This is a genomic window from Rhodococcus sp. ACPA4, from assembly GCF_002300185.1.
Classification (GTDB): Bacteria; Actinomycetota; Actinomycetes; order Mycobacteriales; family Mycobacteriaceae; genus Rhodococcus_F; species Rhodococcus_F globerula.
The window spans coordinates 856,177-882,652 of the sequence record NZ_NSDY01000001.1; the positions used below are offsets into that span (position 1 = coordinate 856,177).

General features: G+C 61.9%; 26 protein-coding genes. 19 read left to right on the forward strand and 7 right to left on the reverse strand.

Features of this window, described 5'->3' with window-relative positions:
• Positions 1-21 precede the first annotated feature (21 nt).
• Together CJ178_RS03970 and pdxT are read left to right on the forward strand one after the other, a co-directional pair.
• Positions 22-894, forward strand: a complete 873-nt coding sequence (locus tag CJ178_RS03970) for an acyl-CoA thioesterase (protein WP_033234959.1) — start codon at positions 22-24, stop codon at positions 892-894.
• Positions 891-1,496 (forward strand): pyridoxal 5'-phosphate synthase glutaminase subunit PdxT, encoded by a 606-nt coding sequence (gene pdxT, locus CJ178_RS03975; RefSeq protein ID WP_033234677.1) that lies wholly within the window; start codon positions 891-893, stop codon positions 1,494-1,496. Before CJ178_RS03970 ends, pdxT begins: the two co-directional genes overlap by 4 nt.
• Here pdxT and CJ178_RS03980 read toward each other — a convergent pair.
• Together CJ178_RS03980 and CJ178_RS03985 are read right to left on the reverse strand one after the other, a co-directional pair.
• Entirely contained in the window at positions 1,493-2,428 is a 936-nt protein-coding gene (locus tag CJ178_RS03980) for a hypothetical protein (protein WP_095886162.1), read from the reverse strand. The two genes, pdxT and CJ178_RS03980, sit on opposite strands and share 4 nt — an antisense overlap.
• Positions 2,425-2,781: a GntR family transcriptional regulator gene (locus CJ178_RS03985; protein ID WP_033234675.1), complete on the reverse strand. Its 357-nt coding sequence runs from the start codon at positions 2,779-2,781 to the stop codon at positions 2,425-2,427. The genes CJ178_RS03980 and CJ178_RS03985 overlap by 4 nt, the downstream gene beginning before the upstream one ends.
• Before the next feature lie 146 nt (positions 2,782-2,927).
• Here CJ178_RS03985 and CJ178_RS03990 point away from each other — a divergent pair, with 146 nt between their 5' ends.
• From CJ178_RS03990 to CJ178_RS04035, 10 genes are all read left to right on the forward strand, one after another.
• Positions 2,928-3,683: a YebC/PmpR family DNA-binding transcriptional regulator gene (locus CJ178_RS03990; RefSeq protein ID WP_045067518.1), complete on the forward strand. Its 756-nt coding sequence runs from the start codon at positions 2,928-2,930 to the stop codon at positions 3,681-3,683.
• Positions 3,684-3,829: 146 nt separating this feature from the next.
• Positions 3,830-4,402 (forward strand): crossover junction endodeoxyribonuclease RuvC, encoded by a 573-nt coding sequence (ruvC, locus tag CJ178_RS03995; protein ID WP_033234673.1) that lies wholly within the window; start codon positions 3,830-3,832, stop codon positions 4,400-4,402.
• A complete protein-coding gene (ruvA, locus tag CJ178_RS04000) occupies positions 4,399-4,995 on the forward strand; it encodes a Holliday junction branch migration protein RuvA (RefSeq protein ID WP_033234672.1) in 597 nt (198 codons plus the stop codon). Before ruvC ends, ruvA begins: the two co-directional genes overlap by 4 nt.
• Positions 4,992-6,089: a Holliday junction branch migration DNA helicase RuvB gene (gene ruvB, locus CJ178_RS04005; RefSeq protein WP_033234671.1), complete on the forward strand. Its 1,098-nt coding sequence runs from the start codon at positions 4,992-4,994 to the stop codon at positions 6,087-6,089. The genes ruvA and ruvB overlap by 4 nt, the downstream gene beginning before the upstream one ends.
• 138 nt (positions 6,090-6,227) lie before the next feature.
• Positions 6,228-6,575 (forward strand): preprotein translocase subunit YajC, encoded by a 348-nt coding sequence (yajC, locus tag CJ178_RS04010; protein WP_045067521.1) that lies wholly within the window; start codon positions 6,228-6,230, stop codon positions 6,573-6,575.
• 128 nt (positions 6,576-6,703) lie between these two features.
• On the forward strand, positions 6,704-8,449 hold the full coding sequence (gene secD / locus CJ178_RS04015; RefSeq protein WP_095886163.1) for a protein translocase subunit SecD: 1,746 nt from the start codon (positions 6,704-6,706) through the stop codon (positions 8,447-8,449).
• On the forward strand, positions 8,446-9,666 hold the full coding sequence (gene secF, locus CJ178_RS04020) for a protein translocase subunit SecF (RefSeq protein WP_095886164.1): 1,221 nt from the start codon (positions 8,446-8,448) through the stop codon (positions 9,664-9,666). The genes secD and secF overlap by 4 nt, the downstream gene beginning before the upstream one ends.
• A gap of 2 nt (positions 9,667-9,668) precedes the next feature.
• Positions 9,669-11,402 (forward strand): ABC transporter substrate-binding protein, encoded by a 1,734-nt coding sequence (locus CJ178_RS04025; RefSeq protein WP_095886165.1) that lies wholly within the window; start codon positions 9,669-9,671, stop codon positions 11,400-11,402.
• Between the two features lie 35 nt (positions 11,403-11,437).
• Positions 11,438-11,989 (forward strand): adenine phosphoribosyltransferase, encoded by a 552-nt coding sequence (locus CJ178_RS04030; RefSeq protein ID WP_045067526.1) that lies wholly within the window; start codon positions 11,438-11,440, stop codon positions 11,987-11,989.
• Positions 11,990-12,085: 96 nt separating this feature from the next.
• Positions 12,086-14,500: a RelA/SpoT family protein gene (locus CJ178_RS04035; protein WP_095886166.1), complete on the forward strand. Its 2,415-nt coding sequence runs from the start codon at positions 12,086-12,088 to the stop codon at positions 14,498-14,500.
• Positions 14,501-14,551: 51 nt separating this feature from the next.
• On the opposite strand, the gene CJ178_RS04040 is transcribed toward CJ178_RS04035, so the two are convergent.
• The 4 genes from CJ178_RS04040 to CJ178_RS04055 all read right to left on the reverse strand — a co-directional run bounded on the left by CJ178_RS04040 (position 14,552) and on the right by CJ178_RS04055 (position 17,410).
• Positions 14,552-15,127: a hypothetical protein gene (locus tag CJ178_RS04040; protein ID WP_095886167.1), complete on the reverse strand. Its 576-nt coding sequence runs from the start codon at positions 15,125-15,127 to the stop codon at positions 14,552-14,554.
• A 16-nt stretch (positions 15,128-15,143) separates the two neighbouring features.
• A complete protein-coding gene (locus CJ178_RS04045; RefSeq protein WP_052683524.1) occupies positions 15,144-15,647 on the reverse strand; it encodes a flavodoxin domain-containing protein in 504 nt (167 codons plus the stop codon).
• A 90-nt stretch (positions 15,648-15,737) separates the two neighbouring features.
• Positions 15,738-16,538: a peptidylprolyl isomerase gene (locus tag CJ178_RS04050; RefSeq protein WP_045067528.1), complete on the reverse strand. Its 801-nt coding sequence runs from the start codon at positions 16,536-16,538 to the stop codon at positions 15,738-15,740.
• Positions 16,538-17,410 carry a peptidylprolyl isomerase gene (locus tag CJ178_RS04055; protein WP_095886168.1) on the reverse strand — a complete coding sequence of 291 codons (873 nt, stop codon included), beginning with the start codon at positions 17,408-17,410 and terminating at the stop codon, positions 16,538-16,540. Before CJ178_RS04055 ends, CJ178_RS04050 begins: the two co-directional genes overlap by 1 nt.
• A gap of 166 nt (positions 17,411-17,576) precedes the next feature.
• Here CJ178_RS04055 and CJ178_RS04060 point away from each other — a divergent pair, with 166 nt between their 5' ends.
• The 7 genes from CJ178_RS04060 to CJ178_RS04090 all read left to right on the forward strand — a co-directional run bounded on the left by CJ178_RS04060 (position 17,577) and on the right by CJ178_RS04090 (position 24,891).
• Positions 17,577-18,257 (forward strand): MBL fold metallo-hydrolase, encoded by a 681-nt coding sequence (locus CJ178_RS04060; RefSeq protein ID WP_095886169.1) that lies wholly within the window; start codon positions 17,577-17,579, stop codon positions 18,255-18,257.
• 16 nt (positions 18,258-18,273) lie between these two features.
• Entirely contained in the window at positions 18,274-19,545 is a 1,272-nt protein-coding gene (gene hisS, locus CJ178_RS04065; RefSeq protein ID WP_095886170.1) for a histidine--tRNA ligase, read from the forward strand.
• Positions 19,505-20,164 carry a hypothetical protein gene (locus CJ178_RS04070; protein WP_372472392.1) on the forward strand — a complete coding sequence of 220 codons (660 nt, stop codon included), beginning with the start codon at positions 19,505-19,507 and terminating at the stop codon, positions 20,162-20,164. The genes hisS and CJ178_RS04070 overlap by 41 nt, the downstream gene beginning before the upstream one ends.
• A 53-nt stretch (positions 20,165-20,217) precedes the next feature.
• Positions 20,218-21,207 (forward strand): malate dehydrogenase, encoded by a 990-nt coding sequence (locus tag CJ178_RS04075; protein WP_095887824.1) that lies wholly within the window; start codon positions 20,218-20,220, stop codon positions 21,205-21,207.
• A gap of 235 nt (positions 21,208-21,442) precedes the next feature.
• Positions 21,443-22,147: a TetR/AcrR family transcriptional regulator gene (locus CJ178_RS04080; RefSeq protein ID WP_095886171.1), complete on the forward strand. Its 705-nt coding sequence runs from the start codon at positions 21,443-21,445 to the stop codon at positions 22,145-22,147.
• 25 nt (positions 22,148-22,172) lie between these two features.
• The gene (locus tag CJ178_RS04085; RefSeq protein ID WP_095886172.1) at positions 22,173-23,339 is read left to right on the forward strand and encodes an FAD-dependent oxidoreductase; all 1,167 of its coding nucleotides are present in this window, start codon (positions 22,173-22,175) and stop codon (positions 23,337-23,339) included.
• A gap of 181 nt (positions 23,340-23,520) precedes the next feature.
• Positions 23,521-24,891: an HNH endonuclease signature motif containing protein gene (locus CJ178_RS04090; protein WP_095886173.1), complete on the forward strand. Its 1,371-nt coding sequence runs from the start codon at positions 23,521-23,523 to the stop codon at positions 24,889-24,891.
• A gap of 88 nt (positions 24,892-24,979) precedes the next feature.
• On the opposite strand, the gene CJ178_RS04095 is transcribed toward CJ178_RS04090, so the two are convergent.
• The gene (locus tag CJ178_RS04095) at positions 24,980-26,443 is read right to left on the reverse strand and encodes an APC family permease (RefSeq protein WP_257012993.1); all 1,464 of its coding nucleotides are present in this window, start codon (positions 26,441-26,443) and stop codon (positions 24,980-24,982) included.
• Positions 26,444-26,476 lie beyond the last annotated feature (33 nt).

The following is a 26,476-nucleotide window of genomic DNA, read 5'->3' on the forward strand; positions in this document are numbered from 1 at the left end:
CTCTACTCTGCCGGAGGACACATGATTGGTATCGAGGAGATCCTCGAGCTCGAAACGCTGGAAAAGGACATTTTCAGAGGGGCAGTTCACCCCACTGTCATGCAGCGCACCTTCGGTGGACAGGTAGCCGGCCAGTCTCTGGTATCCGCAGTCAGCACCGTAGACGAGCGCTTCCACGTGCATTCGTTGCACGGATATTTTCTGCGGCCGGGCAATCCCAAGATTCCCACGGTGTATCTCGTGGACCGGATCCGTGACGGGCGCTCGTTCTGTACACGCCGGGTGAACGCCGTCCAGGACGGGAAGACGATCTTCTCGATGTCGGCGTCGTTCCACGTCGAAGACCAGGGCATCGAGCATCAGGACCGGATGCCGAATGTCCCGATGCCGGAGGAACTGCCGGACCCGTTGACCATTCCCGATTTTGCCGGAACACCGCTTCACGAGGAGTGGCGGAACTGGGATCTGCGAATCGTGCCTGCAGACGTTGCGAACTCGGCACCGGATATGCCTGCGCAGCAGCGGGTTTGGATCCGTTACCGCAACACCTTGCCGGATCGCCCACTTCTGCACATCTGCACCTTGGCCTATCTGAGTGACATGACGCTGCTCAACACCTCGAATGTGCCGCACAAGGACGTGAAGACGCAGAATGCCTCACTCGATCATGCGATGTGGTTCCTGCGTCCGTTCCGGGCCGACGAATGGTTGATGTACGACCAGACGTCGCCGTCGGCCGGGTTCGGGCGAGCGCTGACGCAGGGGCGCATTTACGATCGAAGCGGCAATATGGTGGCAGCGGTAGTCCAGGAAGGCTTGTCGCGGATCGAACGCGAGCCCTCGGTTAGTGAAGACCCCTCGGGTAGTGAAGACAAGGTAGGAACACAGGCATGACTCGTCCGTTGATCGGCGTACTCGCACTCCAGGGTGACGTGCGGGAGCACCTTGCTGCCTTGGCGGATTCGGGGGCGGACGCCGTGGGTGTGCGCCGTCCCGAGGAACTCGACAAGGTTGACGGCATCGTGATTCCCGGCGGTGAATCGACAACGATGAGCCGGCTTTTGCAGGTTTTCGAACTGCTCGAACCGCTTCGCGAACGGCTTCGCGGTGGGTTGCCTGCCTACGGTTCGTGCGCCGGCATGATCTTGCTGGCCAGCGAGGTGCTCGACACCCGGCCCGATGCCGAGCACCTCAATGCTATTGATATGACCGTGCGCCGCAACGCTTTCGGACGTCAGGTCGATTCGTTCGAATCGGACCTCGAATTCGAGGGCATTGTCGGAGATCCTGTCCGGGCCGTGTTCATTCGCGCGCCGTGGGTGGAACGGGTAGGCCCGGGCGTCGAGGTTCTTGCCCAGGTGCCGGCGGCAGCAGGCGAAGCTGCCGGCCGGATCGTGGCTGTTCGGCAAGGTTCGGTGATTGCGACGTCGTTCCATCCGGAGGTGACGGGGGACCGTCGTGTGCACGAGCTCTTCGTCGACCTGGTTCGGGGCTAGATTTCGCGAGCGCCAGCCTGTTGGACGAGTGAATTGAGGAGTCGGACACCATCTTCCGGGTGGTCGACGGTGACGGCGAAAACGCGCCCGGTCTCGAGCGTGAGCACGATTGCCTCGCCGGAGCGCAGTGTCACCGCCGTGCCGCGTGGAGTGATGCGATAGCCGTATCCACCCCACTCAAGCGGCCGGATGGCGTCGGCCGACGCGGACTTCACTCTCGAGATGGCAATCTTCTTCCACCGGATGCCCCACGAGCTGATGCTCAGTCCGGAATTATCCACGCGGACCGTGACGGACGCGAAAGCTGCTGTCATGACGGTGGCGGCGAGCAGGATGACAGCTACCCACCAGTCGGAATATGCGGCGGTGCCGACCGTGAGTGCTGTCAGACCGGCGGAGAGGACCCACGGCCAGACGCTGTGTGCGCGGCCGATCCACGCTGCGCGTTCGGTGGCAGTGAGCGGTGTGTCCAGCGTCGGGGTGGGGAGCAGCGGTTCGACATTGGCTCCGCCCCGTGAGGTGAGCGCCCAAGCGGCGATTCCCGTCATTGCCGCAGCGATGGGAAGAGCTATCCACCACCCGATACGTGCGTTCTCCGGGGCGCCGGCGTCGAGGGTCAAGGCAACGCTGAGGATCCAGATCGTCGCTGACGTCGCGGCTGCGGTGGCTGTGACGGACAACAGCAGGGGAGCGGAGTCGCCCGCACGAATCGCCGTGACCGCGGCAACGACGGAGGCGATCAACGACACCGCCAGTGTGATGGCGAAGAACGTTGTGGGTGTGGCGAATCCGTCCGGCGTCGATCCGGACCAGTGACTGGCGACAGTGTGCGGAAGCTGATCGCCCCACAGTAGGCGTGCCACGATCAACACCGCCGTGGGGATGAAGGTCAACGAGGCTGCGGTCCAGAGCCGGACCTTGCTGGTCGTCATTGTGTGCTGGTCTCCTTGATGAGGTCGAGCATGTGGGCTGTGTCGAGACCCAGATTGCGGGCCTGGCGGACAAACTCTCGTGCTGATTCGTGGAGAGCTGTTGCGCCGGAATCGAACTCGGCGCGGATGACGGCGCCGCGCCCGCGTCGTAGATCGATGAGGCCCTCGTCGCGCAGCGCCGCGTACGCACGCAGAACGGTGTGCAGATTGACGTCAACCGACTCGGCGAGTGCGCGAGCGGACGGAAGTCGATCGCCGGGGCCGACCTCGCCGCGGATGACGGCCCCGCGCACTCCGGCCGCAATCTGATCGGCGAGTGGCGTCGCCGAGGCGTGATCGATGCGAATCAACATGTTTGCATTCTATGCAAACAATCTCGTGTTTGACGAATTAGTGTGCGGGGGATGCAGCATGTGGCGACGTGGGACGGGTAACATCGTCAGAGCTGAAAGAAGCGCATTCGGCGTGCGCAACACAGCAGGAAAGGGGCTTGAATCGCATGAGCGGCCACTCAAAATGGGCCACCACCAAGCACAAGAAGGCTGTGATCGACGCACGTCGTGGCAAATCCTTCGCGAAGCTGATCAAGAACATCGAGGTGGCGGCACGAACCGGCGGTGGCGATCCCACGGGCAACCCCACGTTGTTCGATGCCATTCAGAAGGCTAAGAAGACGTCTGTCCCCAACGACAACATCGAGCGTGCGCGCAAGCGCGGCGCAGGTGAAGAAGCTGGCGGCGCGGACTGGCAGACCATCATGTACGAGGGCTACGGGCCCAACGGTGTTGCTGTGCTGATCGAGTGCCTGACCGACAACCGCAACCGTGCAGCGGGTGAAGTTCGTACCGCGATGACGCGCAACGGCGGCAACCTTGCCGATCCGGGTTCGGTCTCATACCTGTTCGCTCGCAAGGGCGTCGTGACGCTCGAGAAGAACGGGCAGTCCGAGGACGACGTGTTGATGGCAGTACTCGATGCCGGCGCAGAAGAGGTCACCGATCTCGGCGAGACCTTCGAAATCGTCTGTGAGCCACAGGATCTTGTCGCGGTTCGCAGCGCTCTGCAGGAAGCCGAGATCGACTACGACTCCGCCGAGGCCGATTTCCGTGCATCCGTAGAGGTTCCGCTGGACGTCGACGGCGCCCGCAAGATCTTCAAGCTCGTCGACGCGCTCGAGGATTCCGACGACGTGCAGAACGTCTACACGAATATCGATCTGTCCGACGAGGTGCTTGCAGCACTCGACGCCGACTAGGTCGACGCTGAACTAGTTCGACGCAGCCATACTCAACCCGGCCGTGACGGTAATCGTCGCGGCCGGGTTGCGTGTTGATGTCGGCAGTTCGCCCGTACACCGCTAAGCTATCGAACAGCTGTTCGGTGTGGAGAGGTGTGACAAAAGTGCGCGTGCTCGGAGTGGACCCTGGCTTGACCCGTTGCGGGTTGGGTGTGGTCGATGGGAGTAACGGCAGAGTTGTGCGTCCCATTGCCGTCGACGTGGTGCGTACGCCTGCTGACATGGACCTCGGACCTCGCTTGCTCCGAATCTCGGATGCGGCGGAACTGTGGATCGAGCAGTACAAACCTGACGTCGTTGCCATCGAGCGGGTATTCGCGCAACACAACGTCAGTACGGCAATGGGGACGGCGCAAGCCGGTGGTGTTGTTGCGGTTGCGGCCACGCGCCGTGGCATTCCCGTGTTCTTTCACACGCCCAGCGAGGTGAAAGCGGCTGTCACCGGGAGCGGAACTGCAGACAAGGCACAGGTCACCGCGATGGTGACTCGAATCCTCAATCTCAAAACCGCTCCGAAACCCGCCGACGCGGCGGACGCACTCGCGCTGGCGATCTGCCACTGTTGGCGGGCACCCATGATCGAACGAATGGCGCGCGCCGAGGCAATGGCTGCGGAGCAGATGCGTAAGTATCAGGCAAAATTGGCCGAGACCACGAAGAAGGCAGGTTCACGATGATCGCGTCGGTTCGCGGCGAGGTACTCGACATAGCTCTCGATCATGCGGTTATCGAGGCTGCGGGTGTCGGTTACCGCGTCAACGCAACGCCGGTGACGCTGGGTGCGTTGCACCGGGGGAGTGAGGCGAGGCTTTTCACGACGATGATCGTGCGTGAGGATTCGATGACGCTCTACGGTTTCTCCGATCTCGAGTCCAAGGATCTGTTCAGCCTTCTCCAGACGGTGTCGGGCGTCGGCCCTCGCCTGGCGATGGCCACGCTTGCGGTACTCGAGCCGGATGCGCTGCGGCGAGCGCTCTCGGAGGGCAATCTCACCGCGTTGACGAGAGTGCCTGGCATCGGAAAACGTGGTGCCGAACGCATGGTTGTGGAACTGCGAGACAAGGTCGACGCAGTACCGACGACCGCCGGGGTGTCGGGGGCAGTTGCAGCAAATGCGATCCGTGATCAGATCGTCGAGGCCTTGGAAGGGCTCGGGTTCCCGCTCAAGCAAGCCGAACAAGCCACGGATTCCGTGCTCGCGGAAACACCCGCCGCAACTACGTCCGTCGCACTTCGATCCGCTCTCTCCCTGCTCGGTAAAACTCGATGAATTTCGACCCGATCGACGACTTCGACGACGAATCCCAGGTCAGCGCCGAATTGGTGGCGGGGGACGGTGAGGTCGAGGCAAGTCTCCGGCCCAAGAGCCTGGACGATTTCATCGGTCAACCGCGCGTGCGCGAGCAATTGCAACTGGTACTCACCGGGGCAAAGATGCGCGGCGGAACACCCGACCACATTCTGATGTCCGGACCGCCCGGACTCGGCAAGACGTCGATGGCGATGATCATCGCGGGTGAGCTGGGTTCTTCACTGCGGTTGACGTCAGGTCCGGCTCTCGAGCGGGCCGGTGATCTTGCAGCGATGTTGAGCAATCTGGTGGAGGGTGACGTTCTCTTCATCGACGAGATTCATCGGATCGCCCGTCCCGCCGAGGAAATGCTGTACCTCGCGATGGAGGACTTCCGAGTCGACGTCGTGGTCGGCAAGGGTCCAGGTGCTACGTCGATTCCGCTGGAAGTTGCGCCGTTCACCCTCGTAGGGGCGACCACCCGATCCGGCGCCCTTACCGGTCCGCTGCGAGATCGGTTCGGGTTCACCGCGCACATGGATTTCTACGAACCCGATGAGCTGCAACAGATTCTGATGCGATCGGCGGGCATCCTCGGCGTGAATCTCGAAGTTGATGCCAGTGCCGAAATTGCTCGACGCTCGCGAGGGACTCCGCGTATCGCCAACCGGTTGCTGCGGCGAGTGCGAGATTTTGCCGAAGTGAGGGCAGATGGGATCGTGACGATGGAGGTCGCCCGCGCCGCTCTCGCCGTTTACGACGTCGACCAACTCGGACTGGATCGTCTCGACAGATCTGTGTTGAGTGCGCTCGTGCGTTCATTCGGCGGCGGCCCGGTGGGAGTGTCCACCTTGGCGGTTGCGGTCGGTGAGGAACCGTCGACTGTCGAAGAGGTGTGCGAGCCGTTCCTGGTTCGCGCCGGCATGATCGCCAGGACCCCGCGCGGTCGTGTTGCCACTGCTGCAGCCTGGAAACAGCTCGGCATGACGCCGCCACCGGACGCCGCTGCAGGTGGTATCGAGGTTCGCGCCAGGGAGCCACAAGCATCGTTGTTCGACCCGGACGCGGAGTGATTTCGCGTTGTCGGAGCCTCCCGTTAGTGGCGAACTGTCGGGTTTCCTAAGGAACTAGTGGCACACTGGTGTCTTGCGTAGGTCCATCCGGGGCCCGCGTGGCGAAAAACATGCTACAAAACCGAGGTTGATCAACACATGTCGAGTTTGCTTTTCCCCCTCCTGATCCTCGCACTGCTGGTGCCGATGTTCCTGGGCATGCGCAAGCAGAAGAAGGCCATGGCCGCGACTTCCGAGATGCAGGATTCGTTGCAGGTGGGCGACCGTGTGCAGACCACGGCCGGCCTGTACGCGACCATCACGTCGTTGGACGACGACACCGTGGAACTGGAGATTGCGCCCGGCGTCGTCACCACCTGGTCGCGTCTGGTTATCCGCGAGCGTGTCAGTGATGTCGTCGAGGATTACAGTGACGACGAAGACGCGTCTTCCGAGTTCGAAGAATCGGCGACTGACACCGAAATCCGACTCACCAAGGATTCCTGAACGCAGTCACGTCGTGACCCTGCTCTAGAGTTACTGTGTAGTTAACGCATCGCCGCACGTTCGAACGGCGCAACTCGAGCGGTCGTGGACCGCTCACGTCCGGCACCTAATGAGGAGACTTAAAGATCGTGGCACCTTCCACCGGAACGGTGCATCCAGCCCGCTACCTAGCCCTGTTCGGGGTCCTGGTCGTGGCGCTGTATGCACTGGTGTTCTTTACTGGCGATAAATCGGCCACACCGAAGCTCGGTATCGACTTGCAGGGTGGAACGCGTGTCACGCTGACTGCGCGCACGCCGGACGGCAGCGCGCCCAGTCAGGACAGTCTGAAGCAGGCTAAGGAAATCATCGAGACCCGCGTCAACGGGCTCGGCGTGTCCGGATCCGAGGTACTCATCGACGGTGACAACCTCGTCATCACGGTGCCAGGCGACGACAGTGCACAGGCGCGGTCGTTGGGTCAGACGGCTCGCCTGTACATCCGTCCGGTTACCGGATCGATCGATGTCGCCACTCGCGACGCCAACCGCACGACGGTCGCTCCCGGCACCGAAACGCCGGCGGCAGAAACACCGGCGGCAGAAACACCGGCAGCAGAGGCGCCCGCAACGGAGGCACCGGCCACACAGGCTCCGCAGAACCGCCCGTTCCCAGCACAAGAACCGGCAACCAGCGAACCCGCTCCCACATCGGAAGCAGCGCCAACAACAGAGCCGCCGGCACCGGCCGCTCCGAGTGACTCGGCCGACGCCAGTGACGCCGCCGCAGCCGAGATCGCTGCTGCGCGCGCGCTGCGTCAGAGCACCGATCCCACGGTTCAAGAGCAGGCCGTCGCGAATCTCGATTGTTCGGTAGCCGATCCGCTGCGTGGTAACGACGATCCGACCCTTCCGCTCGTCGCATGCTCCCAGGACGGTGCGTACATCTACCTCCTCGGCCCCTCGATCATCGACGGCCAGGAAATCTCCGACGCGTCGTCGATATTCAACTCCCAGCAGTCTCGCCACGAGATCAGCCTGTCGTTCAAGACCACGGGCAGCAACACCTGGGCACAGTTCACCGCGGCAAACATCGGCAAGCAGGCAGCCTTTGTCCTCGACTCGAAGGTCGTCAGCGCGCCCACGATTCAAGGCGCAACGCCCGCTGGTAGCGCCACCTCGATCACCGGCAGCTTCACCGCGGAAAGCGCGGAGGAACTGGCGAACACACTGAAGTACGGTTCGCTGCCGCTCTCGTTCGCGGCTTCGGAAGCCGAGACAGTATCGGCGACGCTCGGACTGGCGTCTCTGCAAGCAGCGTTGATCGCGGGCGCAGTCGGCCTTGTTCTCGTGCTCGTGTACTGCCTCGTCTACTACCGAATGCTTGGCGTGCTGACCGCGCTGTCGCTCGTCCTCTCGGGAATCATGGTGTACGCCATCATGGTGCTGCTCGGCCGGTATATCGGGTTTACCCTCGACCTCGCCGGCATGGCAGGTCTGATCATCGGTATCGGTATGACAGCCGACTCGTTTGTCGTATTCTTCGAACGCATCAAGGACGAGATGCGAGAGGGCCGCAGCTTCCGTTCCGCAGTACCCCGTGGTTGGGCCCGTGCCCGCCGCACCATCCTCTCGGGCAACGCCGTGAGCTTCATCGCGGCCGCCGTTCTGTACCTACTGGCGGTGGGCCAGGTGCGCGGATTTGCGTTCACCCTCGGCCTGACCACCATCCTCGACGTCGTAGTTGTCTTCCTCGTGACGTGGCCTCTGGTTCATCTGGCTTCCCGTTCGGCGTTCTGGTCCAAGCCCAGCGTCAACGGATTGGGAGCAGTCCAAGAGGTAGCCCGCGAACGTAAGGTTGCCGCCGCTGCGTCGGCTAAGGAGACACGAGCATGAGTGAGTCCAACAACAACTCTGCCGAAAATTCCTCGGCGGACCGCGAAGCACGTTCCGTAACAGCAGATTCCGGGGTCGACCAGGCCTCGATGCCGAAACATAGTCTGCTGTCGCGTCTGTACACCGGCACCGGCGCATTCGAGGTAGTCGGCAAGCGTCGGTTCTACTACGGCCTGACCGGCGCGTTGGTAGCGATCGCACTGCTGGCAATGCTGATCCGCGGTTTCACGTTCGGTATCGATTTCGAGGGCGGATCGCGCATCCAGTTCCCGGCCGGAGACGGCGTCGAGACATCGCAGGTCGAAACTGTGTACTCCGAAGCACTCGGTTTCGAACCGGTCAGCGTGCAGACGGTGGGTTCGGGTTCGAGTGCTACCGTGCAGATTCGCTCGGAAACGCTCGATGCGCAGCAGATCGTGACGCTCCAGAATGCACTATTCGACGAATTCCAGCCCGAGGACAGAAACGGTAATCCGTCCCGCGATGCCATCAGCTTTGCCGATGTGAGCGAGACGTGGGGTGGCCAGATCACCAAGAAGGCTCTGCTCGCGCTGATCGTCTTCCTGGTCATCGTGAGTATCTATATCGCGATTCGTTTCGAGAGAGACATGGCGGTAGCCGCGATCATCGCGCTGTTCTTCGACATCATCGTGACCGCGGGTATCTACGCGCTCGTCGGATTCGAAGTCACACCTGCGACGGTGATCGGTCTGCTCACCATTCTCGGTTTCTCGCTGTACGACACCGTCGTCGTGTTCGACAAGGTGGAGGAGAACACGAGAGGCATCCTGCATCTGACGCGTCGCACGTACGGTGAACAGGCGAACCTCGCCGTCAACCAGACGCTCATGCGCTCGATCAACACAACGGTCATCAGTGTGTTGCCCGTGATTGCCCTGATGGTGGTCGCGGTGTGGATGCTCGGCGTCGGAACGCTCAAGGACCTGGCCCTCGTCCAGTTGGTCGGCATCGTCGTTGGCGCCTACTCGTCGATCTTCTTCGCGACCCCGCTCCTCGTGTCGATGAAGGAACGATGGGGACCTGTGGCCGTTCACACCCGCAAGGTTCTCGCTCGCCGGGCTACGCTTACCGAAAAGGGTCTCGGTGCCAAGACCGCAGAGTCTGTCGGTGCCGGAGCATCGGTAACGCAACGTGCCGCAGTTGCTCCCGCGCCTGGCGCTCGGCCGACCGGAAAGCGGAAAAAGAAGGCTCACTGATCATGCTCCAAGCGAGGCGAGCAGTAGTTCGCTCACTGTCGTTTGTTGCTGCCACCGCGGTGGTCACAGGTTCGTTGGCGGCCTGCTCGGAGGACGACACCGAGCAGGCTCCGTCCATCGGATACGCAATCGACAACACGATCACCACGTACAACGGCAACACGACGGCCGGGGCCGTCTCAGGAACGATGGCGGCGCTCAGTCGGGTGCTGCCTGGCTTCACCTTCACCGGGCCGGTCGGCGCTCCGGTATCGGACACAGACATCGGTACCGCGGCGCAGTTGCCTGGTGAGGCTCTGACCGTGTCGTACACGCTCAATCCCTCGTCCGTGTACTCCGATGGTGTTCCGCTGACCTGCGACGACCTGGTTCTCACGTGGGCCGCATCGAGTGGCCGATTCACGAAAACCGTCGACGGCGCGGACGTACCGATGTTCGATGTAGCCAACACGTTGGGGTACTCCGATATCGACCGGGTGCAGTGCCAGCCCGGTGCAAAAGACGCGACCGTCGTGTTCAAACCCGGCCGCGCGTTCACCGAGTGGCGTTCCCTGTTCGGGGCGACGGCACTGATGCCGTCGCACATCGCGATGCAACGCGCCGGCGTGCCAGACCTGGTGTCGGCCGTGAATTCGGATGACACCGAGGCACTGACGAAGATCGCCGATTTCTGGAACACCGGGTGGAACATGACGCCCGGTCAGTTGGATACGTCGGTATTGCCGTCCTCGGGCCCGTACCGAGTCGAGGACTACACCGAAGACGGTGGGCTGGTGCTGGTCGCCAACGAGCGGTGGTGGGGCAATGCACCGGCCACTGACCGCATCGTGGTCTGGCCCCGTGGAGTGGACCTCACCAAGGATGCTGTCGACCAATCGATCGAAGTGATCGACGTCGGTTCCGGTTCGGCCGGGGACCTCAGCGCGCTCTCCGGTTTCACCAGCGAGCAAATCCCGTCGAGGTCCATCGAGCAATTCATCTTGTCGACGTCGGGGGTTCTGGGCGACGAAGCAGCCCGGCGGGCATTCGGGCATTGTGTGCCTCGGTCGACGCTGTTCGATCAGTACGGAAGCACGCCAGACGCGCCGGCGGTCGGCGTCGGATCCGGAACGGTGGATTCGCGTCTCGTAGTCCCCGATTCGTTGGTGTACAGCGATGCCGCGGCGACCGACGGTAATCGATACAGCGCAGCGGACGTCGCAGCCACCAAGGTCTCGTTGTCCGAGGCCGGATTGGATGCGTTGACCGTGCGTGTCGGGTACCTGGCTCCGGATCCGGTGCGGTCCCAGATCGTGGCCGACGTGAAGGCGGCGTGCGAACCTGCCGGAGTCACGATCGAGGACGTCAGCTCCCCGGATTTCACACCGGACGCACTGCGCACGGGTGGCGTCGACGCGGTCCTGGCCGGCACCGCCGGTCAAGCGGGTGCGGCGGGCATGGCGGACATGATCGACGCGCGCGGCGCACTACGGTCGGGTAACTCCTCGAATTTCGGTGAATACGGAAATGCGCGGGTCGATCAGATTATCGACCAGTTGGACACCGATCCTGCAATAGCTGCGCAATTGGGACTGTCGGTGGAGGCGGAGAACATCCTCTGGACGCAGGTGCCTACTATTCCTCTGTTCAATCAGGTGCGAACTGTTGCCGTCGCTCAAGGAATGAGTGCCGTGGTGGCCAATCCGACTCGATCGGCCAGCGGCTGGAACATGGACAGATGGGTATTGCGTAGATGACGATTTCGAATGAAATCAGTGTGGGTGGGACAAGGATGACGTCAGACGAATTGAAGGCAGTGCATCTGGCCGCGTCGGATGCCGTAGTCCGGTTGACGCGGTGGGCCGACAATTTCCCAGGTCCGGGTGTGCGTTTTGCAGACCTGACGCCGGTGTTCGCGGACGCCGAAGGTTTCAGTGCTGTTCTCGACGGTTTGATTGCATGTGCGCCCGATGTGGACACGATTGCGGCCGTCGACGCGCGTGGTTTCCTGCTCGGAGCCGGTGCTGCCGCTCGAATGGGCGCCGGTGTGGTTGCGGTGCGCAAGGTGGGCAAACTGCCGCCACCTGTTCTCTCACGTTCGTACAGCCTCGAATACGGGTCGTCGACGCTCGAGATTCCGGCAAACGGGTTCGATCTCACCGGACGGAATGTTCTGGTCATCGACGACGTTCTGGCTACCGGAGGGACATTGGAAGCAGCCGTGCAGTTGGTGGAACTGGCCGGCGCCACCGTCGTCGCGGTGGCCGTGGTGCTCGAGATCGAAGAACTCAGGGGCCGTGATCGGTTCGTAAAGTACCCGCTGACGTCCCTGGTCAAGGTCTGAGTACTAAAGTTGGCTCCTGGGGGTCTGGTAGACCTCCAGGGCAATTTCCCGTTACAGGGCGGTTGTCTAACCAACTCGGTGGTAGGAGGTGGCGACATGACGTCGAATCTTGATCGATCACAGAACTCGGGTGCAGTGTCGCAGGAATCGGGTACCAACCCGGCTCCGGATACGACACCATCGAAGTCCGGTGCTCCGGACGACAGTTCCGCTTCGTCGCAAACAGCAGGCAATCGGATCGGTCAGAGTGCAGCCGTACCGGCGTCGGCGTCTCGCCGCGTTCGAGCTCGCCTTGCTCGGCGCATCACGGGGCAGCGTAATGCCACTATCCGCCCGGTTCTCGAGCCGCTGGTCAGTTTGCATCGTGAGCTGTACCCGAAGGCCGATCTGGCGCTTCTCCAGCGCGCGTACGACGTCGCGGAGGAACGACACTCCAGTCAGCGTCGTAAGTCCGGCGATCCCTACATCACGCACCCGCTGGCTGTCGCGAGCATCCTCGCCGAGTTGGGGATGGACACCACCACACTGGTGGCCGCATTGCTTCACGACACCGTTGAGGACACCGGTTACTCGCTCGAAGAATTGACGCGCGATTTCGGCGACGAAGTTGCGCACTTGGTCGACGGCGTCACCAAACTCGACAAGGTTGTCCTGGGCACCGCCGCCGAGGGCGAGACCATCCGCAAGATGATCATCGCGATGGCGCGTGATCCTCGGGTGCTGGTCATCAAGGTTGCCGACCGCCTGCACAACATGCGGACCATGCGCTTCCTGCCGCCGGAGAAGCAGGCACGCAAGGCTCGCGAAACTCTCGAAGTTATTGCACCCCTTGCTCATCGGCTTGGAATGGCGACAGTCAAGTGGGAACTCGAAGACTTGTCGTTCGCGATCCTGCACCCCAAGAAGTACGACGAGATCGTGCGTCTGGTTGCCGATCGCGCGCCGTCGCGGGACACCTACCTGGCGAAGGTGCGGGCCGAGATCAACTCCACGCTGTTCGCGTCGCGGATCAATGCGGTGGTTGAAGGACGACCAAAGCACTACTGGTCGATCTATCAGAAGATGATCGTCAAGGGCCGCGACTTCGACGACATCCATGACCTGGTCGGCGTCCGCATTCTGTGTGACGAGGTCCGTGACTGTTACGCGGCAGTCGGTGTTGTGCATTCACTGTGGCAGCCGATGGCGGGGCGGTTCAAGGACTACATCGCGCAACCGCGGTACGGCGTGTATCAGTCGCTGCACACCACGGTCGTGGGTCCGGAGGGCAAGCCCCTCGAGGTCCAGATCCGTACGCAGGACATGCACCGGACGGCCGAGTTCGGTATCGCCGCGCACTGGCGGTACAAGGAGACCAAGGGCAAGCACGCCGGCGACATCGCCGAGGTCGACGACATGGCGTGGATGCGCCAGCTACTCGACTGGCAGCGTGAAGCGGCCGACCCGGGGGAGTTCCTCGAGTCGCTGCGCTACGACCTTGCCGTCAAGGAGATCTTCGTCTTCACCCCCAAGGGTGACGTGGTGACCTTGCCTGCAGGTTCGACGCCGGTCGACTTTGCCTATGCCGTGCACACCGAGGTGGGCCACCGCTGTATCGGTGCCCGCGTCAACGGACGTCTGGTCGCCCTCGAGCGCAAGCTCGACAACGGCGAGGTGGTGGAAGTCTTCACGTCGAAGGCGGCCACCGCAGGCCCCAGCCGTGACTGGCAGTCGTTTGTCGTCTCCCCGCGGGCCAAGGCAAAGATTCGTCAGTGGTTCGCGAAGGAACGACGCGAGGAAGCTCTCGAATCCGGTAAGGATCAAATCGCCAAGGAAGTACGACGCGTCGGACTTCCGTTGCAGCGCTTGATGAATGCCGAGTCGATGAGCACGATCGCGAACGAGCTTCGGTACCCGGACGTCTCGGCGTTGTACACCGCGGTGGGTGAGAGCCAGGTCAGTGCGCACCACGTCGTACAGCGTCTGGTGGCTCATCTCGGCGGCGTCGGCGCAGTCGAGGAGGAACTGGCCGAACGGTCGACACCGTCGAACATGCCGGTGCGTACTCGCAGTACCGGCGACTCCGGCATCCTGGTTCCCGGTGCTCCGGGCACGGTGGCAAAGCTTGCCAAGTGCTGCACACCGGTGCCTGGCGATTCCATTCTGGGCTTCGTCACGCGTGGCGGCGCGGTCAGTGTTCACCGCACGGATTGCACCAACGCCAATTCGCTGCACGACCAGTCCGAACGGATCATCGACGTCGAGTGGGCACCGTCCGCGTCGTCGGTGTTCCTGGTCGCGATCCAGATCGAGGCGCTCGATCGTCACCGCTTGCTTTCCGATGTGACCAAGGCGTTGGCAGACGAGAAGGTCAACATCTTGTCTGCGTCGGTCAACACGTCCGGTGATCGAGTTGCCATCAGCAAGTTCACCTTCGAGATGGGTGACCCGAAGCATCTGGGCCACGTTCTCAACGTGGTCCGCAATGTGGAAGGCGTGTACGACGTGTATCGAGTGACGTCGGCGTCGTAGTTCTCTCACACCGACTGGCGCCGAGCAGATTCCCTGCTCGGCGCCAGTCGCTTACGTGCGCCTGGAAGGTCTTGCCGCTGCAGCGATTCCGGCGTGCCAGCCGGGAGCCCGCCCGCCGTGCGGTGGCTCGATTCCGGAAAGATCGACGCCGCATCGGGTCAAGACCCAGGCCACAACGGAATTCGAGTTCCACATGTCACCTACGCCGACGGCATCCCGTCCCCAGACGAAGGTGGGAACCGTTCGAATCTCGTCGAGGATCTGCTCGGCAACTGCCGAATCCGCCGATAGACGCAGCGGACTCTCGACAGCTTCCTCGATATCGTCGACCGTTCCGTTCCGCCAACAGTGCACTTCGTACCGGAAGTACTTCGATCTACCGGCCCAGTGCGCGCCGACCGGACCTTCCGCGACAACACCGCGATCGGGTTCCTTGTGCTGCCACACCGGAGTCATCTCGATCGAATAGACGTTGGGCGGCACTGTGATTCGCAGCGCGCAATGGTAAAGCGGCACCGGTGTTCGATGAGTGAACCAGGCGCTCAACCGTTCGTAGACAATGCCGTTGAAGCGCACCACATGTCCGCCAGCGCCGAGCGGAAGCCAGTACAGATCTACGGCGGTCACGTGTGTCCTTCGACCTTCACCGATCCGGGTGGGCGGCGAGGGTCGAGCAGATGCTGTCGGCCCAAGCGGCGATGTCGTCCGGCGATCGGAAATCGCCCTCGGTCGCTTTTGCCGCTCTGGTCGCAATGCGCTCGGTGAACGAGAGCACCGACGGATCGAGTTTGCCGCCGAACATGTGGTGCTCAACGGCCCAGGGGGTGTTGATCCACTTGAGATTGTCGGCATTGTCACCAGGGGTGATTGGGCCGCTGGAGAACAACCACACCGGACGCTTCTGCAGGGCATCGAGATCGCGATCCACCAGACGGGTCGCATCCTTGAGCCATTTCCCGAGGTAGATCGCGCTGCCGAGAACGACGGCGTCATAGCCTTCGACCGTGTCGACGTCGTGGGCTTTCTTGACATCGACCTGAGGCTCGATATTCCGTGCCCGTAACCCCGAAGTAATCGCGCGGCCTAACTGCTCACCGATTTCGGCAGTCGATCCGTGCTTGCTCGCTGTTGCGATCAGAATCCTCATGCAGTGATGATCCCGCTTTGTCGGTGATACAAAACAGAAAAGGGCGATACGAGAGGAATCTCTCGTATCGCCCCTTTCTGTGCTGTCAGATCAGGCGACTACTGCTGTTTCGATGGTGATCGGGGTGTTCGGGGCACCGCCGCCGGTGGCTCCCATGCTTCCGTCGTCACCGTCGGCGGCGATCTTCTCGATGGTTGCAAGACCGGCCTCGTCGATGGTCCCGAAAACGGTGTAGTCGGGCGGGAGGAGTGAATCGTCGTATACGAGGAAGAACTGGCTACCGTTGCTGTCCGGCTGTGATGAATGAGCCATAGCCAGAGTGCCGCGCGGGTAGACGACCGGCAACGACAGCGCCGGATCGTTCTCGGCGTACACGGTGGTCGGGTACTCGTTGGCAAAGCCGAATCCCGGTCCGCCCGTGCCCTGGCCCGAAGGATCTCCGCACTGGAGGATCTGCAGGCCCGGGCTGGTGACGAGGCGATGGCACGGGGTGTCGTCGAAGTACTTCTGCTCGACCAGGCTGACCATGCTGTTGACGGTGCACGGGGCGGCGGTGCGGTTGAGTTCCATACCGATCGGTCCGGCGGTGGTGGTCAACTGGACGTTTACGGTGCCCTCGGCGGGGACGCCGGTGGAAGTCGGCGTGTCAACCGTCTTGGCTGCACCCGCCGCCGGGGCATAGGTGCAGTCGACCGTGGCACCAGCAGGCGCCGGAACGGCGGGCAACTGCTCGAACTGCGACATGTCCAGGGGCGCTGACTTCGTGGTCGACTTCGCGCTCGCCTGAGTGCTCGACGACGCCGAATCGGTCGTGGAGTCGTTACTGGAACATCCGGCGAGAACGAGGGCGGTGGCGCCGACGGCCGCGATCAGAAGGGACGTGCGTTTCATCAGTCGATCCTTACAGTCTTGATATCGGTGGTGAGGTTCGGCGTGCCGTCGCCCTCGGGCGTGCTGCCACCCGCCGCGATCTTGTCGAGCGTCGCAAGCCCGGTCTCGTCGATCGTGCCGAATACGGTGTAGTCAGGCGGGAGCTGTGAATCGCCGTAGACGAGGAAGAACTGGCTGCCGTTTGTGCCGGCCCCGGCGTTGGCCATCGCGATCGTTCCGCGGCTGTACGTCACCGGCATCTGAGCGGCCGGGTCTGCCGCGTCGAAAGCAGTGGTCGGGTACTCGTTGTCGAAGCGGTAACCGGGTCCGCCGCTACCGGTGCCCGACGGGTCGCCGCACTGCAAGACCTGCAATGAGGGGCTCGTCGTCAGGCGATGGCATGTCGTGGCGTCGAAGTAGTTCTGACCCGCGAGGCTCACAAAGTTGTTGACCGTGCACGGCGATTTCATTCCGTCGAGGACGAGGCCGATATTTCCCTGCGACGTTTCCATGCTGATGCTCGGCGTCGCGTCCGGCGCAGTGGTGGGGATGCCGTCCGCGCGTGGCGGGTTGTTCGGCTTGGATGCCGGCGCAGCGTCAGTCGGGTAAGCGCACGAGACGGTCTCTGCCAAGGGCGTGAGCAAACCGGCAGGCATGGCGCCGGCCGTCTGCTCAGACGTCGATGTGGCGTCGTCAGCGGTGTTCTCGGTGCTGCTGTCGTCACCTCGGGTGAGCAGGACGATCCCGGCGACGACGGCAACAGCCACGACGACACCAGCAGCCGTGTAGACGATTGTCATTTGCTTGCGCTTGCGCGCCCGCTCGGCGCGGCGTTCGAGCTGGCGCTCGAGCTTGCGTTTTGCCGCCTGGCGGCGCTGCTCGTTACTCGGCACTGCTGGAGTCCTCCATATTCACGGGTGGAACTGCGTCTGGTCGGTATAACTTCAGTTGTCGGAAAGTCTCCCACTGCAACCTGAGAACTTACTGGCGGGGCAGCAGCTTTAGGCTGTACGTGACACCGTGTTGCCTGATTCGCCCTTCGAAGAGGAGTTACCTCAAGTGCTCGTGACTGGTTTTCCGGCCGGGATGTTCCAGACCAACTGCTACATACTCGCTCAGGACGATGCCTGCGAGTGTGTGGTGATCGATCCGGGTCAGGACGCTGCTGAGCCGCTGTTCGAGTTTCTCGACTCCAAGGACATGTCGGTGACGGCCGTGCTGCTGACGCACGGGCATCTCGATCACATGTGGTCTGCGCGTGAGGTCTGCGAGCGGTACTCGGCGCCGGCCTACATTCACCCGGATGATCGCTACATGCTCACCGACCCTGCCCGGGGAATCGGTCCGACGATGAAGGACTTCATCAAGGACATGTCCTTCGTCGAACCGGACGAGGTCATCGAATTATCCGACGGGGACTCGTTCGAGCTCGCCGGAATGTCCTTTTCGGTCGATCACACGCCGGGCCATACGCAGGGATCTGTTGTCTTCCGCACCCAGGCGGGTACTGCAGAAGGTCCGGTCGATCTGGCTTTCACAGGCGACACCCTGTTCCAGGGCTCGATCGGGCGAAGTGACCTTCCCGGTGGCAACCATGAACAATTGCTCGATTCCGTCGCGAAGAAACTTCTGATTCTCGACGACGCGACAGTCATCCTCCCCGGGCACGGCGACAACAGTTCGATCGGCGCCGAAAGAAGCTCCAATCCGTTTCTCGTTGGACTCAGCGGACAGAAATAAGGAAAAGTAACCACTCGTGAGTAAAGCCAGCACCTTCTCTGCACCCAAGGGCGTCCCGGATTACGTTCCGCCGCAATCCGCCGAATTTGTTGCCGTCCGTGACGGATTGACGCGCGCCGCACGTCTGGCCGGATACGGCCACATCGAATTGCCGATCTTCGAGGACACCGCACTGTTCGCCCGCGGCGTTGGCGAGTCGACCGACGTCGTCAGCAAAGAGATGTACACGTTCGCCGATCGCGGCGATCGTTCCGTGACTCTGCGCCCCGAGGGCACGGCCGGAGTCATGCGCGCCGTGATCGAGCACAACCTCGACCGTGGCACACTTCCCGTCAAGGTCAGCTACGCGGGCCCGTTCTTCCGCTACGAGCGTCCGCAGGCGGGTCGCTACCGTCAGCTGCAGCAGGTGGGCGTCGAGGCCATCGGTATCGACGATCCGGCGCTCGATGCCGAGGTCATCGCCATTGCCGACGCCGGGTTCCGTTCGTTGGGACTCGACGGCTTCCGTCTCGAGATCACCTCGCTCGGCGACGACACCTGCCGTCCGCAGTACCGTGAACTGCTGCAGAAGTTCCTCTTTGCGCTGCCTCTCGACGAAGAAACCCGTCGCCGCGCCGAGATCAATCCGCTGCGCGTCCTCGATGACAAGCGCCCCGATGTCCGCGCAATGACGGCAGATGCGCCGCTCATGCTCGATCACTTGTCGGACAGCTGCAAGGCGCACTTCGACGAGGTCCTGAGCCACCTCGACGCGTTGGGCGTTCCGTACGTCGTCAATCCGCGCATGGTCCGTGGCCTCGACTACTACACGAAGACGACGTTCGAGTTCGTCCACGACGGTCTGGGCGCGCAGTCCGGTATCGGCGGCGGCGGTCGATACGACGGTCTGATGGAGCAGTTGGGTGGACAGCCGTTGTCCGGCATCGGTTTTGGTATCGGTGTCGACCGCACGGTGCTGGCACTCGAAGCTGAGGGCAAGTCCGTCGCTCCGCCGGCGCGCGTCGATGTGTTCGGCGTGCCGATGGGATCCGAAGCGAAGGGTAAGTTGGTTGCCATTGCACATCAGTTGCGTGGCAATGGCATTCGTGTCGATCTGGCCTACGGAAACCGTGGCGTCAAGGGGTCGATGAAGGCTGCCGACAAGTCCGGTGCGGCCTTTGCGCTTGTCCTGGGTGAGCGTGAACTCGAAGAAGGTGTTGTTGTCCTCAAGCACCTCGCGACGGGTGAGCAGGAGTCGGTTGCGCTCGATGAAATCGTCGACAGGCTCGGGACTCTCGTTGTCTCGTGACGTAGAACCGGTTTCGCTTGATCTTGTCCCGATCGCGCTGATTGCGCCGAGACTCAAGCGGATTGCCGTCGCGGTGATTGTGCTCGGTGTTGTGGTCGGCCTGGTCGTGAGCGTCTTTGCCTCGACGACGGTGGCGCTGCTGGTCGGCTTCATCATCGCCGTTCCGACGTCGCTTGCGATCTTGATGACCTTGCGTCGACACATCACGTTGTACGGCAAGAAGATTCGGGCGCAGGCGGGTTTCCGCACCGGTGAGGTCGACGCGGCGGAGGTGGTCACCGCCGAGCTCATGGTGCGCACGGGGCGGATCAGCGAAGTCAGTATGAAGTTGACCGACGCGCGATCCAGCGTGCGAATTCCCCTTGCTCTCTACACCGCAGGGGGAGGGCGCGAGCTGGAAATCCTTGCGCTCCGCAAGCTGGCCGACGCCTTGGCATCGAGCGAGTTGGTGCCGGCAGCAGCCTTGTCGTCGGTACTGATCGAGCAACTGCGCGCGGAAGCGCGCGGTGCCGGTTTGGCGGAGCGGCCACTGTACCGGGCAGTGGAGCTGGTGAGCGCAACGGGAAGAGTGCCGAGAACCACACTCACGGACCACGAAGTGGCGGGTTTGCTGGACTAGCGTGGAAGTCGTTCGCAGAAGTGAAAGCAGAACGGCAAGTGGAGGAGTCGGCAATGAGTGTTTCGCCAGTAACCGTCACGGTGACCGGAGCGTCGGGTCAGATCGCCTACGGATTACTTTTCCGGATCGCTGCAGGTGACATGCTCGGACCCGATGTTCCGGTTCGCTTGCGACTGCTCGAAATTCCTTCTGCCGTGTCCTCTGCCGAGGGGGTGGCGATGGAACTCGAAGACGGCGCATTCCCGTTGCTGGACTCCATCGACATCACCGACAATCCCGACGTTGCGTTCTCCGGCGCAAACGTCGGGATGTTGGTGGGCGCTCGACCGCGCAGCAAGGGCATGGAGCGCGCCGATCTGCTCAGTGCCAACGGCGCGATCTTCACTGCACACGGCAAAGCGATCAACAACAATGCGGCCTCCGACGTGAAGCTGCTGGTGGTGGGCAACCCCGCCAACACCAATGCGCTGATCGCGATGAACAACGCTCCTGATGTTCCGAACGTACGCTTCACAGCTTTGACCAGGCTCGATCACAATCGCGCCATTGCGCAGGTGGTCAAGAAGACCGGTGCGGCGGCAGCGTCGGTTCGTAGGGTGTCGATCTGGGGTAATCACTCCGCGAGCCAGTACCCGGACCTGTCTCACGCGACGGTCGCGGGCAAGCCGGCGCTCGACGTGATCAATGACCGCGAGTGGGTAGAGAACGATTTCATCCCGACGGTGCAGGTGCGGGGTACGGCGATTATCGCGGCCCGTGGATCGTCGTCAGCGGCGAGTGCGGCAAGTGCGTCGATCGATCACGTCCGCGACTGGGTCGGCGGAACGGCCGAGGGGGACTGGGTGTCGATGGCGGTTCCGTCGGATGGTTCGTACGGCGTTCCCGAGGGCTTGATCTCGTCGTTCCCCGTCACGTGTGCCGGTGGCGAGTACAGCATCGTTCAGGGGCTGTTGATCGACGAATTCTCGCGCGCTCGCATCGATATTTCGGTGAACGAGCTGGAACAAGAACGAAACGCGGTGCGCGAACTCGGGTTTGCCTGAACCGGACTCGGGCCCAAATCAGCGGAGCCGTTTGCTGTCGCAGCGCTCGGTGTGGTTCCGCCGCGTCGCGCGCTGATTGTGCCCCCGCGCGCCTGATCAATGCTGCGGGGGCTCATTTGTGCTGCGGGAGCGTACTGCGTGGTGGAGAAACTGCGACGCTTCCAAAGGAAGAGATCCGACGAACATGTTCGTAACGAACATGTTCGTAACGAACATGTTCGTGTAGAGTTTCGGTATGCCAACTCCCAACCGCAGTCGCCGTGAACGGCCGGCAAAACCCGCGCTTTCTCGCGAGGGGATCATCGCCGCAACTATCGAGATCGTGCGCGCCGAGGGGCTCGAGAAGGCAACCATGCGTCGTGTCGCGCAAGCGCTCGACACAGGTCCTTCCGCGTTGTACGTCTATGTCGCGAACACTGCCGAACTGCATGGCGGCGTCCTCGACGAACTCGTTCGGACGCTGGATGTGGCACCGGACGGAGACTGGCAAGATCGGCTGGTGGCGCTACTGCGCGACTACGCGGACGTTCTGTTCGCGTTCCCCGGTTTGGCGAGATCGGCACTCGTGCTTCGTCCGTCTGGCCCGAATTCGCTCCGGATATTCGATCGGGTGCTCGGGCTGTTGATCGACGGCGGGGTTGATCCTGCGCGTGCGGCTTGGGGTGCTGATCTGCTTCTCCAGAATGCCACCGCGGCCGCCGCCGAGCACAGCACTCCCAGTCCGAGCGACATCGACGCATCCGTTGATGACGAGGCCGCGTGGGAAGGCCTTGTGCGCGCGGTTCGAACTGCCGACCCCAAGGAACTTCCCAGCATCGCCGAGCATGCCGATGCGATTCTCGCCGGCGCGCCCACCGAGCGCATGACGTGGTCGATACGAGCGCTCATTGCCGGTATCGCGGCCACTCCGACATCACTCACACACCACGAATCGCCCTGACTGAAACTACTTTTCGAGGAGAACCATGACTACTCACTACCCCATCGCGATCATCGGTGGGGGGCTCGGTGGCCTCATCGCTGCCCGCGTCCTCCATGTTCACGGCATCACGTCGGCTGTGTTCGAACTCGAGCCCAGCCGCAGCACCCGAGTGCAAGGCGGCATGCTCGATATCCACGACCACAACGGCCAGAAGGCCATACGCGCCGCCGGTTTGTGGGAACCCTTCTGCGCGTTGATTCACCCTGGTGGCGAAGCAATGCGCATACTCGATCACGCCGGAACAATCCTTCGGGAAGAGGCTGATGGCGGCACTCTCTCGCGACCCGAGGTAGACCGCGGCCACCTCCGCGACATGCTCATAGATTCTCTACCCGACGAGGCTATTCATTGGGGGCACAAAGTCACCCGAATCAGTCAGGTCGAGGGCGTTGCCGGTCGCCACGAGGTTTCCTTTGCGGACGGTGGGAGCATCACTACCGACCTCCTCATCGGTGCCGACGGCGCCTGGTCGAAAGTCCGGCCGCTCGTCTCCGACGCCTGGCCGACGTACAGCGGGATCTCCTTCATCGAAGCGGACCTGCTCGACGCCGATGAACGTCACCCCTCGGCGGCTGCGGTCATGGGCGGCGGCATGCTTTTTGCATTCCGCGGAAACATCGGAATCCTGGGCCACCGCGAAAGTGATGGGAGTCTGCACAGTTACTTGGGTGTCCGTGCCGATGAGAACTGGATTGACACTATCGATTTCACTGATGTTCCCGCGGCAACGAGTGCGATTCTCCGATTGCTCGACGGATGGGACAACTCCCTTCGTGACTTGATTGCCCGTGCCGACACCGGCTTGACTCCGCGCCGCATCGTCGCCCTCCCTATAGATCATTCCTGGAAGCGCGTCCCCGGCGTCACCCTCCTTGGCGACGCCGCGCACGTGATGTCCCCATTCGCAGGAGAAGGCGCGAATCTTGCGATGTACGACGGTGCGTTGCTCGCCCTGGCAGTCAGCGAACACTCCGGTGACGTCGAATCTGCGCTCGCGGCCTATGAAGCAGAGCTATTTCCGCGAGCAGCTAAGGCTGCTGCCGAATCTGCCGAGAGCCTCGAAATTCTCTTCAGTGAGAATTCGCCGCAGGGGTTGGTAGACATGTTCGACGGCTTCGACGAGCAGGATGCTGCGGCGGCGACAACGTGACAGAATCTCAATTGCTTTCGGTCATTTCGGGGTAACAAGCCAAGTCGCAGTAGCAGCCTCCTTGTCGAATATTGCTGTGCATCAATGACTCTCGAGTGAATATTTTTGGAACCTGTCCGAAATGCCTCTTGAATCGAATGGTTGTTCGAGTATAATTGGGGTCACGGGTGGGGAGGCCTTGATGACTACGGTTAGCGATTTTGTTTCGGTGGGGGATGTTGTTGCCGGTTCGGCTGTGGGTGTGCGGGGCAGGTTGTGGCGATTGCGACCGGCTGAGGTTCGGGACGTTGCCGTCTGTGCGTCTGCGGAGATTCTTCGGTTGGAAGCGATTCGGGTTGCCGCAGTGGATGAGTTGGCACTCAATTCGGACGAGCAGGTGCTGTGCTACCGCGGTGTTGGTCGCTGGTTGGCGGCGAATACGATGCTGCAGAACGCGGCCGGTAACAAGATCGCTGCCCTCGGTGCCGCTTTGCGGGGGTTCCCGGATATTGCTGCGCAGTTCGAGGCCGGTGATCTCTCGCTCGATCATGCGGCAATGATCGCCTCGTTCTGTGAATCTCCACCAAAAGGTATGCCGGACAGGGCGTTACCGTCCTGTATGAAGACTCTGTTGGCTGCGGCATCCGGGGTGGAGGCGACCACTATCAAGCTGCGGTATGCGATTGCGGTTTTGGAGCGGATTTTCGAATCCGATGAGACCCCGCCCGGTGAGGATGATGATCTCAATGTCTTGCGGATTGCTCCGACGCTCAACGGTCGGGTGGCGATCAAGGGTGATTTCGATGCACTCACTGGTGAAATGTTGTTGTCGGCTCTGTCGGGTTTGTCGATGCCGAAACCGGCTGCTGACGGGACCCCGGATCAGCGGTCGGCTGCCAAACGCACCGCCGACGCCTTCACGGAATTGATTCGCCGGTATCTCGACAATGCCATGACCGGTGTTGACAGGGGCCAGCGTCCGCACGTGAATGTGCATATCACCGCGAAAGATCTTGCCGAGCATCGCGAATGCGCGACCATGCGCAGCGAAACCGCATCGGATGATGGCGAGTTCTACGGCAGTGCAGTCGATGGCGACGAGCCTGAGGTCGAGGATCTTGATGTCGGGTACATGCCGTGGATGGGTCCGCTGAGTGTGAGCCTGACCCGGATGCTCGCCTGCGATTGCATGCTCTCCACCGTGTTGATGGACGGCAACGGTGCACCGCTCGATGCGACGCCGCACAAACGCCTCGTCACACCCGAGCAGCGGACTGCGCTGATCGCTCGGGACAAAGGCTGCGCCTTCCCGAACTGTGATGCGGTTCCGGCTTGGTGCGACGCCCACCACATAAAACCGTGGTCAGTGGGCGGTCTGACGGTGATGGACAATCTCACCCTCCTCTGCCGTAGCCACCACCGACTGATCCACAGCACCAGTGGGTTTCGCGGTATCTGGGAAATCAAAATGGGCGATGATCATAAACCGTGGTTCATCCCACCGGCCGCGATTGACCCGAAACAACGACGCCGACGCTCCACCACCCGCCAGGGCCCAGTCCACCGAGACTGAATCCGGCTGCGCCGGAAATAGATACCGCGCCCAAGCTTCGCATCACCAGCTAAGACGATGCGAGGCCCACACGCATGCGCCGGTTCAACTAGTTTTCGAAAGCATCCTCGAGTCCAGGCTCGTTGTTCAGTGTCTCGGGTTTCAATTTGAGCAGATAGCAGAAGTACATCGCTCCTATTGTGATCAAGCCGGCCACCACCAATACCGGGGTCAAGGTTCCCGACGCAATCAGTACGAACAAGCTGAACAGTATCCACACGAGCGCGGCAATCGCGATCGGCAACTCGAAGCGACCGAGGTCGAACGCGCCCGGCTTGTGATCGAGTCGCCTGCGTACGGCCAGATAGAGGACGATCGTCATGCCGTAGAGGAGGAACGGAATGATCGTTGATGCCAGGATCAATTCGAGCAATGCGGCACCTGGTAGTGCGATCATCAAGACGACGCCGATGACAAGAACCAGTATCGTCGCCGGGATCGGTGTCTTGGTACGAGGGTTGACTCGCCGCATCAGTCGGTGCGCAGGGAAGCGTGCATCGCGTGACATCGCAAAAATTATTCGTGACACTCCAGTCATCACGACCAGTCCGGCGGCAAAGAACGCTAATGATATCGCTACCAACAATATTCGCTCCACCACGGGACCAAGTTGATCTCGCATGATCGCCGCAACGGGTGAGCCGCTTTCGGTTATCTGGGGGATATCGTCGATGGCGACGGTCAGCGCGATCAGGAAGAACATTCCCAGAATCCCGGCTGCCACTACCGATCCGACGATTGCGCGGGGGACACTTCGAAACGGGTCTCTGGCCTCTTCAGCCATGTTCGCTGCGGCGTCGAATCCCTGGAGCGTGGCAAAACCCAGAATCATCGCAGCCATCACCCCGCCGCCGACGGCAAAGTAATCGGGAGCGCCTTCGGTGATACCACGCGATGTGAGGTTGTCGGCTGTGCCGTTTCCCGTCACCACCACAGCAACGATCAGCGCAATGCCGAGCACCACAACAATCGCCAATTCGACACCTACAGCGGCTGAGTTAACCAGTGCGACAATCCGTGTCGAGGCAATGGCGAGCACAGTCTGAATCAGCAGAATGACTACGGTGATTACTCGTGCCGTGTCCTCGTTCGGTTCCATGTTGAGCAGGGGCATGAGGCACTGACTGGCAAGCGCATTGTCGATTGCGCTCACACCGATCGCCAACGCCCAGACTGCCAGCCAGCCGAATACCCAGCCCACTTTGGGGTTCGCCAGCCGCGACGCCCATTGGTAGGAAGACCCGCTGAGCGGAATGCGGGCTGCGAATTGCGCGTAAACCAACGCCACCAGGATTTGCCCGCATACTGCCACGACCCACAACCAGATTCCGACTGGTCCTGCGTTGGCAAGGACGGAATCGAAGGTTCCGAAGATGCCGATTACCACGGAGATGAACGCAAACGAGATCGCGAACATCTGGAATGAGTTCAGAGTTCGCTTCAGTTCGGGTTCGTAGCCGGCGCGTCGTGAGACATTGTCCGCGGTTGGGTCATCTGCCAGCGACTTTGTCACCGTGGTGACCTCGTATCTCTGAAGAGGTGTCTC

Excerpts from the sequence above, each read along its gene's own strand:
- CJ178_RS03970 (WP_033234959.1), top strand. The coding sequence starts at position 22 with ATGATTGGTATCGAGGAGATCCTCGAGCTCGAAACGCTGGAAAAGGAC.
- pdxT (WP_033234677.1), top strand. The coding sequence starts at position 891 with ATGACTCGTCCGTTGATCGGCGTACTCGCACTCCAGGGTGACGTGCGG.
- CJ178_RS03980 (WP_095886162.1), bottom strand. The coding sequence starts at position 2,428 with ATGACGACCAGCAAGGTCCGGCTCTGGACCGCAGCCTCGTTGACCTTC.
- CJ178_RS03985 (WP_033234675.1), bottom strand. The coding sequence starts at position 2,781 with ATGTTGATTCGCATCGATCACGCCTCGGCGACGCCACTCGCCGATCAG.
- CJ178_RS03990 (WP_045067518.1), top strand. The coding sequence starts at position 2,928 with ATGAGCGGCCACTCAAAATGGGCCACCACCAAGCACAAGAAGGCTGTG.
- ruvA (WP_033234672.1), top strand. The coding sequence starts at position 4,399 with ATGATCGCGTCGGTTCGCGGCGAGGTACTCGACATAGCTCTCGATCAT.
- ruvB (WP_033234671.1), top strand. The coding sequence starts at position 4,992 with ATGAATTTCGACCCGATCGACGACTTCGACGACGAATCCCAGGTCAGC.
- yajC (WP_045067521.1), top strand. The coding sequence starts at position 6,228 with ATGTCGAGTTTGCTTTTCCCCCTCCTGATCCTCGCACTGCTGGTGCCG.
- secF (WP_095886164.1), top strand. The coding sequence starts at position 8,446 with ATGAGTGAGTCCAACAACAACTCTGCCGAAAATTCCTCGGCGGACCGC.
- CJ178_RS04025 (WP_095886165.1), top strand. The coding sequence starts at position 9,669 with ATGCTCCAAGCGAGGCGAGCAGTAGTTCGCTCACTGTCGTTTGTTGCT.
- CJ178_RS04030 (WP_045067526.1), top strand. The coding sequence starts at position 11,438 with ATGACGTCAGACGAATTGAAGGCAGTGCATCTGGCCGCGTCGGATGCC.
- CJ178_RS04035 (WP_095886166.1), top strand. The coding sequence starts at position 12,086 with ATGACGTCGAATCTTGATCGATCACAGAACTCGGGTGCAGTGTCGCAG.
- CJ178_RS04045 (WP_052683524.1), bottom strand. The coding sequence starts at position 15,647 with ATGAGGATTCTGATCGCAACAGCGAGCAAGCACGGATCGACTGCCGAA.
- CJ178_RS04050 (WP_045067528.1), bottom strand. The coding sequence starts at position 16,538 with ATGAAACGCACGTCCCTTCTGATCGCGGCCGTCGGCGCCACCGCCCTC.
- CJ178_RS04070 (WP_372472392.1), top strand. The coding sequence starts at position 19,505 with ATGAAATCGTCGACAGGCTCGGGACTCTCGTTGTCTCGTGACGTAGAA.
- CJ178_RS04075 (WP_095887824.1), top strand. The coding sequence starts at position 20,218 with ATGAGTGTTTCGCCAGTAACCGTCACGGTGACCGGAGCGTCGGGTCAG.
- CJ178_RS04080 (WP_095886171.1), top strand. The coding sequence starts at position 21,443 with ATGCCAACTCCCAACCGCAGTCGCCGTGAACGGCCGGCAAAACCCGCG.
- CJ178_RS04085 (WP_095886172.1), top strand. The coding sequence starts at position 22,173 with ATGACTACTCACTACCCCATCGCGATCATCGGTGGGGGGCTCGGTGGC.
- CJ178_RS04090 (WP_095886173.1), top strand. The coding sequence starts at position 23,521 with ATGACTACGGTTAGCGATTTTGTTTCGGTGGGGGATGTTGTTGCCGGT.